Origin of the sequence: Pseudonocardia parietis (genome assembly GCF_017876315.1) — a bacterium.
Lineage (GTDB): Bacteria > Actinomycetota > Actinomycetes > Mycobacteriales > Pseudonocardiaceae > Pseudonocardia > Pseudonocardia parietis.
This window is the reverse complement of sequence record NZ_JAGINU010000001.1, coordinates 1,916,667-1,930,658: the sequence shown is the minus strand read 5'-3', so window position 1 is coordinate 1,930,658 and position 13,992 is coordinate 1,916,667. Positions and strand designations below refer to the sequence as shown.

General features: G+C 73.8%; 13 protein-coding genes. 6 read left to right on the top strand and 7 right to left on the bottom strand.

Going from position 1 to position 13,992, the window contains the following annotated elements:
- Positions 1 to 247: 247 nt before the first annotated feature.
- Positions 248 to 1,141, top strand: a complete 894-nt coding sequence (locus JOF36_RS09095) for a LysR family transcriptional regulator (protein ID WP_210026141.1) — start codon at positions 248 to 250, stop codon at positions 1,139 to 1,141.
- Between the two features lie 605 nt (positions 1,142 to 1,746).
- Here JOF36_RS09095 and JOF36_RS09090 read toward each other — a convergent pair.
- The 3 genes from JOF36_RS09090 to JOF36_RS09080 form a co-directional block, all read right to left on the bottom strand.
- On the bottom strand, positions 1,747 to 2,757 hold the full coding sequence (locus JOF36_RS09090; protein ID WP_245350739.1) for a class I fructose-bisphosphate aldolase: 1,011 nt from the start codon (positions 2,755 to 2,757) through the stop codon (positions 1,747 to 1,749).
- A 116-nt stretch (positions 2,758 to 2,873) separates the two neighbouring features.
- On the bottom strand, positions 2,874 to 4,118 hold the full coding sequence (locus tag JOF36_RS09085; protein WP_210026140.1) for a cytochrome P450 family protein: 1,245 nt from the start codon (positions 4,116 to 4,118) through the stop codon (positions 2,874 to 2,876).
- 38 nt (positions 4,119 to 4,156) lie between these two features.
- Entirely contained in the window at positions 4,157 to 4,888 is a 732-nt protein-coding gene (locus JOF36_RS09080) for a TetR/AcrR family transcriptional regulator (RefSeq protein ID WP_210026139.1), read from the bottom strand.
- Positions 4,889 to 4,937: 49 nt separating this feature from the next.
- On the opposite strand from JOF36_RS09080, the gene JOF36_RS09075 reads away from it, so the two are divergent.
- The 3 genes from JOF36_RS09075 to JOF36_RS09065 are packed head-to-tail and all read left to right on the top strand — an operon-like array spanning position 4,938 to position 7,998.
- A complete protein-coding gene (locus tag JOF36_RS09075) occupies positions 4,938 to 5,711 on the top strand; it encodes an enoyl-CoA hydratase-related protein (protein WP_210026137.1) in 774 nt (257 codons plus the stop codon).
- 58 nt (positions 5,712 to 5,769) lie between these two features.
- Positions 5,770 to 6,660 carry a transporter substrate-binding domain-containing protein gene (locus JOF36_RS09070; RefSeq protein WP_210026136.1) on the top strand — a complete coding sequence of 297 codons (891 nt, stop codon included), beginning with the start codon at positions 5,770 to 5,772 and terminating at the stop codon, positions 6,658 to 6,660.
- A gap of 36 nt (positions 6,661 to 6,696) precedes the next feature.
- Entirely contained in the window at positions 6,697 to 7,998 is a 1,302-nt protein-coding gene (locus JOF36_RS09065; protein ID WP_210026135.1) for a methyl-accepting chemotaxis protein, read from the top strand.
- Between the two features lie 7 nt (positions 7,999 to 8,005).
- On the opposite strand, the gene JOF36_RS09060 is transcribed toward JOF36_RS09065, so the two are convergent.
- Positions 8,006 to 10,024 (bottom strand): ethylmalonyl-CoA mutase, encoded by a 2,019-nt coding sequence (locus tag JOF36_RS09060; protein WP_210026134.1) that lies wholly within the window; start codon positions 10,022 to 10,024, stop codon positions 8,006 to 8,008.
- A 203-nt stretch (positions 10,025 to 10,227) separates the two neighbouring features.
- Between JOF36_RS09060 and JOF36_RS09055 the strand changes: the two genes are divergently transcribed.
- A complete protein-coding gene (locus tag JOF36_RS09055) occupies positions 10,228 to 10,563 on the top strand; it encodes a hypothetical protein (RefSeq protein ID WP_245350736.1) in 336 nt (111 codons plus the stop codon).
- 7 nt (positions 10,564 to 10,570) lie between these two features.
- Here the strand turns inward: JOF36_RS09055 and JOF36_RS09050 are convergent, their stop codons facing one another.
- Both JOF36_RS09050 and murA read right to left on the bottom strand, forming a co-directional pair.
- Positions 10,571 to 11,422, bottom strand: coding sequence for a DUF1206 domain-containing protein (locus JOF36_RS09050; RefSeq protein ID WP_210026133.1), 852 nt, complete (start codon positions 11,420 to 11,422; stop codon positions 10,571 to 10,573).
- Positions 11,423 to 11,498: 76 nt separating this feature from the next.
- Positions 11,499 to 12,767, bottom strand: coding sequence for a UDP-N-acetylglucosamine 1-carboxyvinyltransferase (gene murA / locus JOF36_RS09045; RefSeq protein ID WP_210026132.1), 1,269 nt, complete (start codon positions 12,765 to 12,767; stop codon positions 11,499 to 11,501).
- A gap of 123 nt (positions 12,768 to 12,890) precedes the next feature.
- On the opposite strand from murA, the gene JOF36_RS09040 reads away from it, so the two are divergent.
- Entirely contained in the window at positions 12,891 to 13,487 is a 597-nt protein-coding gene (locus JOF36_RS09040) for a cob(I)yrinic acid a,c-diamide adenosyltransferase (protein WP_210026131.1), read from the top strand.
- 48 nt (positions 13,488 to 13,535) lie between these two features.
- Here the strand turns inward: JOF36_RS09040 and JOF36_RS09035 are convergent, their stop codons facing one another.
- A complete protein-coding gene (locus JOF36_RS09035) occupies positions 13,536 to 13,982 on the bottom strand; it encodes a DUF2550 domain-containing protein (protein ID WP_210026129.1) in 447 nt (148 codons plus the stop codon).
- Positions 13,983 to 13,992 lie beyond the last annotated feature (10 nt).

Here is a 13,992-nt window from a genome sequence, read left to right as displayed (position 1 = left end):
GGTTCGCCGGTGCGGTTCTTGATCGTCGGTGGCTCCAGGCTGAGTCTCGCGGGAGCGCAGGACGGCTCCCGCACGCCCGGCTCCTGGACCACCCGCCGGCGAGGGGCACGGCAGCGCTGTTCGATCATCGACGGAGCGCGCTGGTGTACCTCTCGGTGAGGGGCGGCCCCGGCCCCGGGTGCACGGCTGTACCTCTCGGTGAGGGCGACCCCGGCCCCGGGTGCGCGGCCGGACCTACGCTGCTCCCGTGACCACCAACGCCCGGATGCGCGCGTTCGTCGCGCTGGCCGAGCAGGGTTCGGTGCGCGGCGCCGCGGCCCGGCTCGTGGTCACCGAGTCCACGGTGTCCGCCGCGGTCCGGGCGCTCGCCGACGAGGTCGGGGTCCCGCTGGTCGAGCGGGACGGGCGCGGGGTCCGGCTCACCGCGGCCGGGCACCGCTACGCCGGCTACGCCCGCCGGGTATTGGGCCTGCTCGAGGAGGGTGCCGCGGCAGCCCGGGGCGAGGCCGATCCGGAACACGGCCGGGTCCGGCTGGCCGCCGTCACCACGGCCGGGGAGCACCTGCTGCCGGAGCTGCTCGCCGGGTTCCGGGAGCGGCACCCGGGCGTCGCCCTGGAGGTGGACGTGGCGCCCAGCGACCGGGTCTGGCCGATGCTCGCCCACCACGAGGTGGACGTCGTCGTCGCCGGGCGACCCCCGGCCACCGCGACCGGCCCGGGCGCGACCGGGCCACCGCCGGTGCGCGCGGTCCGGGGCAACGCGCTGGTCGTCGTGGGTGCGCCGGGCACCGGACACGACCCGGAGCGGGCGACCTGGCTGCTGCGCGAGCCGGGCTCCGGGACCCGCTCCACCCAGGAGGCGCTGCTCGGCGACCTCGGCGTGGACCCGCCGCGGCTGCTGCTGGGCTCGCACGGCGCGACCGTCGCCGCGGCACGGGCCGGGCTCGGGATCACCCTCGTTTCGCGGGACGCCGTGCACCGGCTGCTCGCCGGCGGTGAGCTGGTCGAGCTGACGGTGCCCGGGACCCCGCTCGAGCGGCCGTGGCACGTGGTGACCCACCCGGACGCGACCGCGAGCACCGAGCTGCTCCTCGCCCACGTGCTCGTGACCCCGCCCTGGCACCGCCCCCGTCCCGTGTGACGCGACCGGGCGGTGGGCGCGGGCCACTCGGCGCGGCACCGCCCCGCGCCGCCCCGCGCCGCCCCGCACCGCCCCGCGCCGCCGCGCACCGAGCGGATCCTCGCCGAGATGCGGCGCAGGGCCCGCCGGAGATCCACAATTCGCCCTGAACCACATCTCGGCGGGACGGGCCACGCAGCACCACACCACCGCACACCGGCCACATCCCCGCCGAGATGCAGCTCAAGGCTCGCCGGAGATCCACAATTCGCCCTGAACCGCATCTCGGCGGGGGACGGCAGGGCAGTATCGGGCCGGCCGGCGCGGGTCACGCCGGGCACGGGGCAGGCCGGGAGCGGGTCAGGTCCGGCGCGGCACCGCCTCGCACCGGCCGATTCCCGCCGAGATGCAGCTCAGCGGGCGTTGGAGATCGACAATTCCCGCTGAACCGCGTCTCGGCGGGAGCGGGCCAGGCAGCGCCACACCACCGCACACCAGCCACATCCTCGCCGAGATGCAGCTCAGCGGGCGTTGGAGATCGACAATTCCCGCTGAACCGCATCTCGGCGGGGACGGCGATGTCAGGCGGCGGCGGGCCAGGCGGCGGCGGGCCAGGCAGCGGCGGGTCAGGCGGCCGCTCGGGTCGTTGCGGTGTTGCGACGGACCTCGACGAGCAGCGCCTCCTGCGCGGCGGAAACCGCGCCCGGGTCGCCCCGCCAGGTGTGCAGGGCCGGGTTTACCAGTGCCCGGCCGAAGGAGAAGGTCGTGGGCCACGGCGCCGGCAGCTCCCGGATCGCGGCAAGGTTCGCCGCGGCCGTCGCGGACGACCATCCGCCGGACAGGAACGCGACGCCGGCGAGGTCGTCGGGCACGGTCGCGCGCAGCACCTCGACGGTCGCCCGCGCGACGTCGGCAGGTGTCCGGACGCTCGCGCCGGCACCGGCGGTGACCATGTTCGGTTTGAGCACCATGCCCGCCGGGTCGACGCCGGCGTCGGCCAGCGCGGTCGCGACCGCGGCGAGCACCCGCGCGGTGACGGCCGCGGTCCGGTCGAGCGGGTGCCCGCCGTCCGCGAGCACCTCAGGTTCGACGACCGGGACCAGCCCGGCCGCCTGGCAGTCGGCGGCGTAGCGGGCCAGCGCGTGCGCGCCCGTGCGGATCGCCCAGGGCGACGGCAGGTCGTCGGCGACCACGAAGACCGCCCGCCACTTGGCGAAACGGGCCCCGAGCGCGGCGTACTCCCCCACCCGGTCCGGCAGACCGTCCAGGCCGGTGGTCACGGTCTCCCCGGGCGCACCGGCCAGCGGCGCCGTGCCGGTGTCGACCTTGATGCCGGGCAGCATGCCGAGCCCGGCGATCCCGTCGGGGAAGGAGCGCCCGTCGGCGAGGTGCTGGCGCAGCGTCTCCTCGCAGAGGATGACGCCGCTGACTCCCTCGGCCAGCCCGGGCGCCGTCACCAGCAGCTCCCGGTAGGCGCACCGCTGCTGCGCCGACGCCGGGACGCCCGCGTCCTCGAGGCGGCTCGACATCGTCCGGACGCTCTCGTCGGCGGCCAGGATGCCGCGGCCGCCCGTGACCAGCCGTCGTGCGGTCGCGCGCAGACCGCCGTCCATCGCGGCGCGGGTCGATCGGGTCATCGCAGACACCTCCCGTGAACCGTGCCCGGCGATCCGCCGGGCACGGCGCCGACGCTAGGTCGACATACGGGGGCGCCCCTCCCCCGCGCGGTGGACGCCGCGGGGGAACCGAGCCCTCAGGACACCCGCACCGGCAGCTCGGCCAGCCGGCTGAAGCCGGGGCGCGGGTCCCAGCTCAGCTCCGCGGCGGGCACCGCGAGCGCGAGGTCCGGGAACCGGTCGAACAGCATCCGGAACGCGATCTCACCCTCCTGCCGGGCCAGTGCCGCGCCCAGGCAGTAGTGGGCGCCCTGACCGAACCCCAGGTGTCCCTCGCCGCGGCCGGTGTCGCGGCGGACGTCGATGTCGTCCGGGCGGTCGAAGGCGCGCGGGTCGTGGTTGGCAGGCAGCAGCCCGGCGACGACCGGCGTACCTGCCGCGATCACCGTCCCGCCCACCTCGACGTCCTCGGTCGGGTACCGGAACTGGGTGAACTGCACCGGCCCGCGGGCTCGCATGAGCTCGCCGACCGCCTGCGGCCAGCGCTGCGGCTCGGCGCGCAACTGCGCGAGCTGCTCCGGGTGGGTGAGCAATGCCAGCGTGCCGTTCGAGATCAGGTGCGCGGTCGTCTCGTGCCCGGCCATGACCAGCGCGAAGATCATGGTGACCATCTCCCGGTCGGAGAGGCGGTCGCCGTCGTCCTCCTGCGCCTGCACCAGCGCCGTGATCAGGTCGTCCGCGGGCTCGGCCCGGCGGGCGTCGATCAGGGCGTGGACGTGGTCGACGGCGGCCCGCAGCACCGCGGGGATCCGTTCCGGGTCCATCGAGGTCAGCACCCGGCCCCACTCGTGCCACTGGGCGCGCTCCGGTTCGGGGACCCCGACCAACTCGCAGATCACCGCGATCGGCAGCGGGTAGCCGAACGCCTCCACCAGGTCGACCGGCCGCCCACCCGCCCCGGCGGCGGTGATGTCGTCGAGCAGCCGGGCGGTGATCTCCTCGACCCGCGGCCGCAACGCCGACACCCGCTTGACGGTGAACGCCCGCGACACCAGCTTGCGCAGCCGGGTGTGGTCGGCGCCGTCGGTGGTCAGGATGTTGCGCATCAGGTACTCGGCCAGATCCTCCGGCACCCCGAGCTGGTCGAGCAACGCCTGCCGCACCGACGCGGCGCCGCCGGCCAGTTCCGGATCGGTGACGAACCGGGTGTCGGTGAGCACGGCGCGGACGTCCTCGAAGCGGGTGACCATGACGGCGGGCGGGGTGCCCAGCAGCGTGACCGTCACGGTGGGCGCCTGTTCGCGGAGCCGGGAGTACCCGGTGTACGGGTCGGCGAGCATGTCGGGAGCCAGCAGGTCCTGCGGCTCGGTTCGGGTGGTCATGTCGTGCTCCCTCCGGTGGTGGTCGGCCGGGCCCGGGGTCACCGGACGCGGCCACGCCATTCGGTGTCGATGTACTCGATCAGCGGCCGGTACAGCGCGGCTACCTCGTCCGCGATGTGGGCGACGTCGGACTCCGGGGCGGGGCCGGCCAGCAGGCGGCGGACGGCGTGCTCGATCAGCTCACCGAGACCGCCGTCGGCGCCGGGCGTGAACACCCCACTCCCCGGCATGCCGTCCAGCAGGAAGTGGCCGTAGAGCACCGCACCCCAGCTGAGGAGCTGCTCGTCGCCGCTCAGGTCGTCGGAGATCAGCCCGGACTCGCGGAGCAGCCGGAAGTGCCGGCGCACGACCTCGTTGCGCCGCTCGGCGAGCTCGCCGAGCGTCCCCGCCGCCTCGTGCGCCAACCGGCCCAGCACCTCGGCGTCCCCGAGATACAGCGCCCGTGCCACGTCGTCGGCGCGCAGCAGGTCGTAGATCAACCGCGACATCCGCCACGGCAGCACGACCTCGGGTTCGGCGACCATCCGGTCGGCCAGGCCCGCGAGCAGCCGCTGCTGCGCCCGCAGCAGCACGGTCAGCAACAACGCGTCCTTGGTGCGGACGTGCAGGTAGACGGTGCCCTTCCCGACGCCGGCGTGGCGCGCCACGTCCTCGACGGTCACCCGCCGGTAGCCGCGGCGCACGAGCAGCTCCGCGGCCGCGTCGAGCACCCGGTCCATGCGCTCGGAGTCCCCCGACGAGGGCGTGACTGGAACTACGGATCCGGTCATACGGTCACGATAGCTCCCCAAGCCGGGGCTGTCGAGATACCGTCGCGGCATGTCCGACTACGAACACCTGCTGGTCAAGCAGGACGGCGGCACGGTCCGGATCACGATGAACCGGCCGCAGCGCCGGAACTCGCTGACCGAGGAGCACCTGCGCGAGCTGCTGGACGCGTTCGAGAGCGCCGGGCGCAGCGACGCGACCGGGATCGTGCTCGCCGGTGAGGGCAAGGCCTTCTCCTCCGGGCACGACTTCGGCGACGTCGCCGGCCGCGACCTCGCCGGCGTCCGTGACCTGCTCCGGCTCTGCACGACGGTGATGCGGACCGTCGAGGAGGTCCCGCAGGTGGTGATCGCGCGGGTACACGCGACGGCGTGGGCGGCCGGCTGCCAGCTCGTCGCCTCCTGCGATCTCGCGGTGGCGGCCGAGTCGGCGACGTTCGCGCTGCCCGGCGGCAAGGGCGGCTGGTTCTGCCACACCCCGGCCGTTCCGGTGGCCCGCAACGTCGGCCGCAAACGCCTGATGGAGCTGGCACTGACCGGCGACGCGATCGACGCCGCCACCGCCGCCGAGTGGGGGCTGATCAACTACGCGGTGCCCGACGGCGACCTGGACGCCCGCGTCGACGAGCTGCTCGCCCGCGCCACCCGCGGCAGCAGGCTGTCCAAGGCGGTCGGCAAGCAGACCCTCTACGCCCAGCTCGACCGGCCCGAGGCCGACGCCTACGCGATCGCCACCGAGGTCATGGCCTCGATGTCGCAGTCCGGCGGGGCCCGCGAGGGAATGGCGTCGTTCCTGGAGAAGCGCCCCCCGGAGTGGCCCGACTAGACGCCGCCCGGTGGCCGGGCCGGGCGCCTCGGCGAGATCGCCTAGGCTCGGCCGGACCATGAACGACCCGAGCCGACTCAGCAGACGACGCCTGTTCGGCGCCGCCGCGGCGCTGGGCGGGGCCGCGCTGGTGGCCGGGTGCGGCCGGGAGTCGTCCGACCCGCTCGAACGGATGCGCAGCGGCGGGGACGTGGTCGTCGGGCTGTCCGGCGAGCGCCCGTTCGGCTACACCGACGGCGCGGGCCGCCCGACCGGGGAGAGCCCCGAGGTCGCCCGCGCGGTCGTCGCGGAGCTCGGCGGCGGCGGACTGATCGCCGTCCAGATGGCGTTCGACCAGCTCGTGCCGAACCTGCTGGACGGCCGGTTCGACCTGATCGCCGTCGGGCTCACCGTGACCCCGCTGCGCTGCCAGCAGGTCGCGTTCTCCCGGCCGGACTTCGTCGCCCGCACCGGGCTGCTCGTCCCGACCGGCAACCCGCTCGGCGTGGCGACCCTGGCCGGGGTCCGGCGGGCCGGGGCGTCGCTCGGCGTGCTGCGCAGCTCGGCCGAGCAGGAGTACGCCTACGCCGCCCGCATCCCGGCCGAACGGATCGTCCTGTTCGACTCGCAGGGCGCGCTGGTCCGCGGGGTCGCCACGGGCGAGGCCCAGGTCGGGGCGCTGACCCGTATCTCGCTGCTGGACGAGGTCCGGCGCAACGCCGGGATCGGCCTGGAGGTCACCGCCGGGTTCACCCCGGAGGTGGACGGCCGCCCGGCGATCGGTGCGGGCGCGTTCGCGTTCCGGCCGGCCGACACCGCGTTCCGCGCGGAGTTCGACCGCGGCCTGACCGCCCTGCAGGACTCCGGACGCTGGCTCGAGATCGCCCGGCCGTTCGGCTTCACCGAGGCCAACCTGCCGCCGCGCGACCTCACCATCGACGATCTGTGTGCACGGACGCCCGGGTCGTGACGCCGCCCGTCACGGGCGGGATGCGAAGATCCCCCGATGGCGCTGCGCATCGCCGGGATCCCGTTCCCCGGCCCGTCGGACCTGCTCTCCGGGGCGGCCACCGTCGTCGACCGCACCGGGGAGCTCGCCCAGACGGTGGTGCAGCTGCCCTCGCGGGCCGGTGACCTGCTCGACGAGGTCGGGTCGCTGGTCGGGCGGATCGGCACGATCGCGACCCGGGCCGAGACGCTGCTGGACCGGGTGGACGGCGTCGTCGACCGCGCCGAGAACCTGATCGGCACCGTCGGGTCGGTCGTGACGGAGGCGACCGACGTGATCGGGCGGGTCCGGCCGGTCGCCGACCGGGCCGACGAGCTGGTCACCCGGGTCGACCGCGTCGCCGACGACGCCGGCGGACTGATCACCCGGGTCTCCACCGTCGCGGACGACGCGGGCGGGTTGATCACCCGGGTCTCCACCGTGGCCGACGACGCGGGTTCGCTGGTCGAGCGGGTCACCGGGGTGGCGGGTGGCGCCGAGGAGCTGGTCGCCCGCGTCGACGGTGTCGCGACCGGCGCCGACGCACTCGTCGAGCGCGTCACGGGGGTCGCGGAGAACGCCGGCGCCCTGGTCGAGCAGGTCACCACCGTCGCGGGCGATGCCGACACCCTGGTCCGGAAGGTCACCACGGTCGCCGAGAACGCCGACGGGCTCGTCCGGCGGGTCACCACCGTCGCCGAGGACGCCGACGGCCTGGTCCGGCGGGTCACCACGGTCGCCGAGGACGCGGACGGGCTGGTCCAGCGGGTCACCACCGTCGCCGGGAACGCCGACGGCCTGGTGCAGCGGGTCACGACGGTGTCGGAGACGGCCGAGGGGCTCGTCGAGCAGGTCTCGGCCGTCGCCGGGAACGCGGAGGGCCTGATCGGCCGGGTGGACGCGGTCGCGGGCGACGCCGACGGCCTGATCCGCACGGTCACCACCGTCAGCGACCGCGCGGGCAACCTGATCTCCCAGGTGGAAGCGGTCGTCGAGCAGGCCGGCGGCGCCAGCGACCAGGCCGTGCAGCTGCTCGAGCTCTACGGCCCGCTCGCGCACCGGGCCGCCCCACTGGCGAAGAAGTTCGTCGACGAGCTCTCCGAGGACGAGATCCAGGCCGCGATCAAGCTGGTGGACCAGCTCCCGGTGCTCACCGAGCACATGGAGAGCGACATCATGCCGATCCTGGCCACCCTGGACCGCGTCGGCCCGGACGTCCACGAGCTCCTCGACGTGCTCAAGGAGGTCCGGCAGGCGATCGTCGGCATCCCCGGTTTCCGGCTGCTGAGCCGCCGGGGCGGCGACAAGGCGGACGGCTGACGCCGGCTCAGGAGAGCCCCTGCGCCCCCCGGATCAGCGTGACCATCTCGTCCATCATCTCGGTCAGCCGGTAGTTCTTCGGCGTGAAGACGGCGGCGATCCCACCCTCGCGCAGCTTCTTCTCGTCCTCCGGCGGGATGATCCCCCCGACGACGACCGGGATCTCCGTGGCGCCGGCGTCCCGCAGGCCCCGCACGACGGCCGGCACGACCTCCAGGTGCGAACCGGACAGCACCGACAACCCGACGGCGTGCACGCCCTCCTGCACCGCGGCCGCCACGATCTGCGCCGGAGTGAGCCGGATGCCCTGGTAGACGACCTCGAAGCCGACGTCGCGGGCGCGCACGGCGACCTGCTCGGCGCCGTTGGAGTGCCCGTCCAGGCCCGGCTTGCCCACCAGCATCCGCAGCCGCTGGCCCAGCTCGTCACCGGTGGCCCGCACGCGCTCGCGCACCTCGGCGATCTCGGTCGCACCCTCGCCGGAGGCGGTCGCCGCGGACACCCCGGTCGGGGCGCGGAACTCCCCGAAGACCTCGCGCAGCGCCCCGGACCACTCCCCGGTCGTCACGCCGGCCTTCGCGCAGTCGATCGAGATCTGCATCAGGTTCTGGTCGGTCTTCGCCGCGTCCCGCAGGGCGCGCAACGCCTCGTCGACGGCCGTCTGGTCCCGCTCGGCGCGCCACCGTCCGATCGCCTCGATCGCCGACCGCTCGGTGGCCGGGTCGACCGTGAAGATCGCCTCGGCACCCTCGGCCTGCAGCGGGCTCGGCTCGGTGGTGTCGAACTTGTTCACCCCGACGACCACCCGCTCGCCGGACTCCATCCGGCGGCGGCCCTCGGCCAGCGCGCTGACCAGCTCGCCCTTCATGTAGCCGCTCTCGACCGCGGAGACGGCACCGCCCATCTCCTGGACCCGGTCGATCTCGGCACGGGCCCCCTCGACGAGCTCGGCGACCTTGGCCTCGACCACGACCGAGCCCTCGAACAGGTCCTCGTACTCCAGCAGGTCGGTCTCGTAGGCCAGCACCTGCTGCATCCGCAGCGCCCACTGCTGGTCCCAGGGCCGCGGCAGGCCCAGCGCCTCGTTCCAGGCCGGCAGCTGCACGGCGCGGGCGCGGGCATCCTTCGACAGCGTCACCGCGAGCATCTCCAGCACGATCCGCTGGACGTTGTTCTCCGGCTGCGCCTCGGTCAGCCCGAGCGAGTTGACCTGCACGCCGTACCGGAGCCTGCGCTGCTTGGCGTTCTCGACGCCGTAGCGCTCGTGGGTGATCTCGTCCCAGAGCCGGGCGAAGGCCCGCATCTTGCACATCTCCTCGACGAACCGCAGGCCGGCGTTCACGAAGAACGAGATCCGCCCGACGACGTCGCCGAACTTCTCCGGCGGCACCTGGCCGGAGTCGCGCACCGAGTCCAGCACCGCGATCGCGGTGGACAGTGCGTAGGCCAGCTCCTGCGTCGGCGTGGCCCCGGCCTCCTGCAGGTGGTAGCTGCAGATGTTGATCGGGTTCCACTTCGGGATCTCGGTGACCGACCAGGCGACCATGTCCGTGATCAGGCGCAGGCTCGGCGCCGGCGGGAACACGTAGGTCCCCCGGGACAGGTACTCCTTGACGATGTCGTTCTGGGTGGTGCCGGCCAGCTTCGCGCGGACCTCCGAGTAGTCCAGCCCGGAGGACTCGGCCTGCTCCTCGGCGACCGCGACGTAGAGCGCCAGCAGCCACATCGCCGGCGCGTTGATGGTCATCGAGGTGTTCGCCTCGGCCATCGGGATGCCGTCGAACAGCGCACGCATGTCACCGATGTGGCTGATCGGCACGCCGACCTTGCCGACCTCGCCCTTGGCGAGCTCGTCGTCCGGGTCGTACCCGGTCTGAGTGGGCAGGTCGAAGGCCACGGAGAGCCCGGTCTGCCCCTTGGCGAGGTTGCGCCGGTAGAGCTCGTTGGTCTGGGTCGCCGACGAGTGGCCGGCGTAGGTGCGGATCACCCACGGGCGGTCGCGCTCACGATCGGTCGGGTACGGCACCGGGGACCTCCGCGTCGTTGTCGGCACTGTCAGCATTGTCGGCTCGATCGAGGGGATGGTACTGGCGAGTAGCCGGGACCCGGGCGGGTAGCCGTCCCACGTCACACACCTGTGATTGGCAAACTACGCGATCCGCACGGGAAACCGAGCACTGGATCGGTTCAGCGAGGGCGGTCGCGCCTTCGGGATGCGACGATCGGCCGATGGACCTCGAGGGCGTCGCGCCGGGGCTGGGCACGGTCGTCGGTCTCGTCGTCGCGCTCGTCGTGCTCGGGCTGCTGCTGCGGTGGACGTTCGGCCACCAGCGCAACCTCACACTCCCCACCGATGACCCGGACGACCCCGTCGCCACCGGCCTGCTCACCGAGGTCTCCCGGGCCCCCGGCCCGGACGCCGCGCGGGTGCTGCGCGACCGGCTGCGCGCCGCGGGCATCCGCGCCACGGTCTCCCGGCCCGACGACGGCGGGTACGCCGTGCTGGTCTTCGCGCGGGACGTGGCGGACGCCGCGGTCGTGCTCGGCCGCGGCTCGCGGGGGTGAGCCCGGGTCAGGTGACCCGGTGGTACCGGGCGTCGAGGAAACAGAACACCCCGTGGCAGGCGAACCCGATCCCGACCGCGATCAGCAGGAACACCCCGTACGGCTGCTCGCGCAGCGCTTTCAGCGCGGAGTCCAGGCCGTTCGCGCGCTGCGGGTCGACGGTCAGCGCCGCGACGCACAGCAGCACGCCCAGGATCCCGATCGCGATCCCCTTGGCGATGAACCCGATCTGGCCGGTCCGGGCGTTGAGCCGGCGGATCCGGATGCGGGCCCCGGACAGGTCCTGGTCCTGCAGGAACCGCTTCTGCCACCCGTTCCACACCATCACCCCACCGCCGACCAGCACCCCGATCCCGACGAGCGCGGTGAGCACCTGGCCGCCCGGAAGACCGAGCAGGTCCGCCGTCGCCTGCCCGCCCCCGCCGGACGACGCCCGGCCGCGCAACGCCGTCGTCGCCGCCAGCACCGCGAGCACCGCGTAGACCACGGCCAGCCCGGCCGAGACGGCGCGCCTGGCCAGCTGCTCGGTGCGGCTGCCGAGGTAGCCGTAGCCCCAGACCGACGAGACCGCCCGCCACAGCACGACGGCGGCGAACCCGACGACCAGCACCCAGAGGACCATCCGGCCCAGCGGCTCGGCCGCGATCGCGCCCAGCGCGCCGTTCTGGTCGGCCCGCCCGCCCGAGCCCAGCGCGACCTGGATCGCCAGCCAGCCGATGAGCAGGTGCAGCAGGCCGTTCGCGGCGATGCCCACCCGGGCGGCGACCCGGACCGGCATGGAGTGCGCGGCGTCCCGCGCGCCGCGACCGGCCTTCCGGCCGGCCCGGGACACGTCCGCTGCATCCGGAGTGCTCGCCATCACCGGCCTTCCTGTCGATCCGAGGCGAAGAGTGCCACGACCGGGTGAGCGCCGCAGCTCGGGCCCGCGGCCGCCGCTACCGCTCGGGCTCGCCGGCGACCCGGCGGATGTCGGCGCCCAGCGCCGAGAGGTTGTCCACGAACCGCGGGTAGCCCCGGTCGATGTGCGCGACGTCCCAGACCTCGGTGGTGCCGCGCGCACAGAGCCCGGCCAGCACCAGCCCGGCACCGGCCCGGATGTCGCTGGCCCACACCGGCGCGCTGGAGAGCTCCGGGCGGCCCCGGACGACCGCGTGGTGGCCGTCGGTACGAGCGTCGGCCCCGAGACGGATCATCTCGTCGACGAACCGGAACCGGGCCTCGAAGACGTTCTCGGTGATCATCGAGGTGCCCTCGGCCACCGCGGACAGCGCGATCGCCATCGGCTGCAGGTCGGTCGCGAAACCGGGGTAGGGCAACGTCACGAAGTCCACCGCCTGCGGCCGCCCGGCCATCGCGACCGAGAACTCGTGCTCGCCCACCGTGATCTCGGCGCCTGCGCTGCGCAGCTTGTCCAGTACCAGGTCGATGTGGTGCGGATCCACGCCGCGGACCGTCACCTCGCCCCGGGTCATGGCCGCGGCGAACGCCCAGGTGGCGCCCACGATCCGGTCACCGATCACCCGGTGCGTGGTCGGCTGCAGCCCGGTGACGCCGTGCACGGTCAGCGTGGACGACCCGACGCCCTCCAGCTTCGCCCCCATCTGCTGCAGCATCACGCAGAGGTCGACGATCTCGGGCTCGCGCGCGGCGTTGTCGATGACCGTGGTGCCCTCGGCGAGGACCGCGGCCATCAGGATGTTCTCGGTCGCGCCGACGCTGGGGAAGTCCAGCCAGATCTGCGCGCCGTGCAGATCCCCCGCGCTGGCGGTGACGCTGCCGTGCACGATGTCGGTCGTCGCACCGAGCTTGCGCAGCCCGTTCTGGTGCATGTCCAGCGGCCGGGAACCGATCGCGTCGCCACCCGGCAGCGGGACGACCGCACGCCTGCAGCGGGCCACCAGCGGCCCGAGCACGCACACCGACGCCCGCAGCCTCGACACCGAGCGGTAGTCGGCCTCGGCGCCGGGTTCGGCGGGCACGTCGATGTGCACGGTCGCCCCCTCGATCGCCACCGTGCACCCGAGGCTGCGCAGGACGTCGGCCATCAGCGGCACGTCCAGGATCTCGGGACAGTTCTCGAGCGTCGTCCGGCCCTCGGCCAGCAGCGAGGCGGCCATCAGCTTGAGCACGCTGTTCTTCGCCCCGATGACGTCGACGGACCCGCTCAGCCGGGCCCCGCCACGGACCGCGAAATGCTCCACCACGCCTGGAACCGTAACCGGGCCGTGCCGGGGCCACTGCCACACCCCGAGCTGCCGGAACGGGTTGAGCCGTACGGCGCAGTACACCGTCTGGTCGTCGTGTCCCGGGCCGCATAGCCTGTCGGAGTGGCTGTTCACCTGACGCGGATCTATACGAAGACCGGCGACGACGGTACGACGGCACTCGGCGACTTCAGCCGGGTCCGCAAGACCGACGCGCGGCTGGCGGCCTACGCCGACACCGACGAGGCGAACGCCGCGATCGGTGTCGCGGTGACGGTGGGCGGGCTGTCCGAGCGGGTCGTCGACCCGCTGCGGCAGATCCAGAACGACCTGTTCGACGTCGGCGCGGATCTCTGCACACCGATCGTCGAGAACCCGGAGTACCCGCCGCTGCGGGTCACCGAGGGGTACGTGACGCGGCTCGAGAACTGGTGCGACGAGTTCAACCCGGAGCTGCCGAAGCTCCACTCGTTCATCCTGCCCGGCGGGACACCGGGGGGCGCGTACCTGCACGTCGCCCGGACCGTCACCCGGCGCGCCGAACGGTCGGTGTGGGCGCTGCTCGAGGCCGACGCGGAGTACACCAACCCGCTGACGGCGCGGTATCTCAACCGGCTGTCCGACCTGCTGTTCATCCTGGGCCGGATCGCGAACCCCGACGGTGACGTCCTGTGGCAGCCGGGCGGTCCGCACGGTGCGCCGGGGGGCGGCACCGCCTGAGAACACGACAGGCACCTCCCGTCCCGGGGGGCGCCTGAACCACGTCCGTTACGAGGCCTCGCGGTAACCGTGCCGGCCCGGTGGCGTGGCCTCCAGCCAGGCCAGGAAGCCGGTACGGACGTCCTTCGCCATCGCGAGCTCGACGTCGATCCCCCGGCCCCAGGCGTCGCGACCGCGGCAGCGGAGCACCTCGATCGCCATCGGGATCGCGAACTCCTCCGACCGGTGCGGCGGGCGTCGCTCCACGATCTCCAGGTCCGCGCGGTCCAGTACCACGGTGGCCCGGATCCGCAGGCTGGTCAGGCGGTACCAGCCGAACTGCTCCCCCTCGTACCGGCCCACCCCGAAATGCCAGTCCGTGACAGCAAAACGGCGGCGCAGACACAGGTCCACACCGCCGCCTCGCATCAGTCGCACCCGCCGTACGGCGAGCCAGATCAGGGGCGCGACCAGACACAGCAGCAGAACTCCGACGATCGCCGCGATGAGTTCCACTACCGTGCCG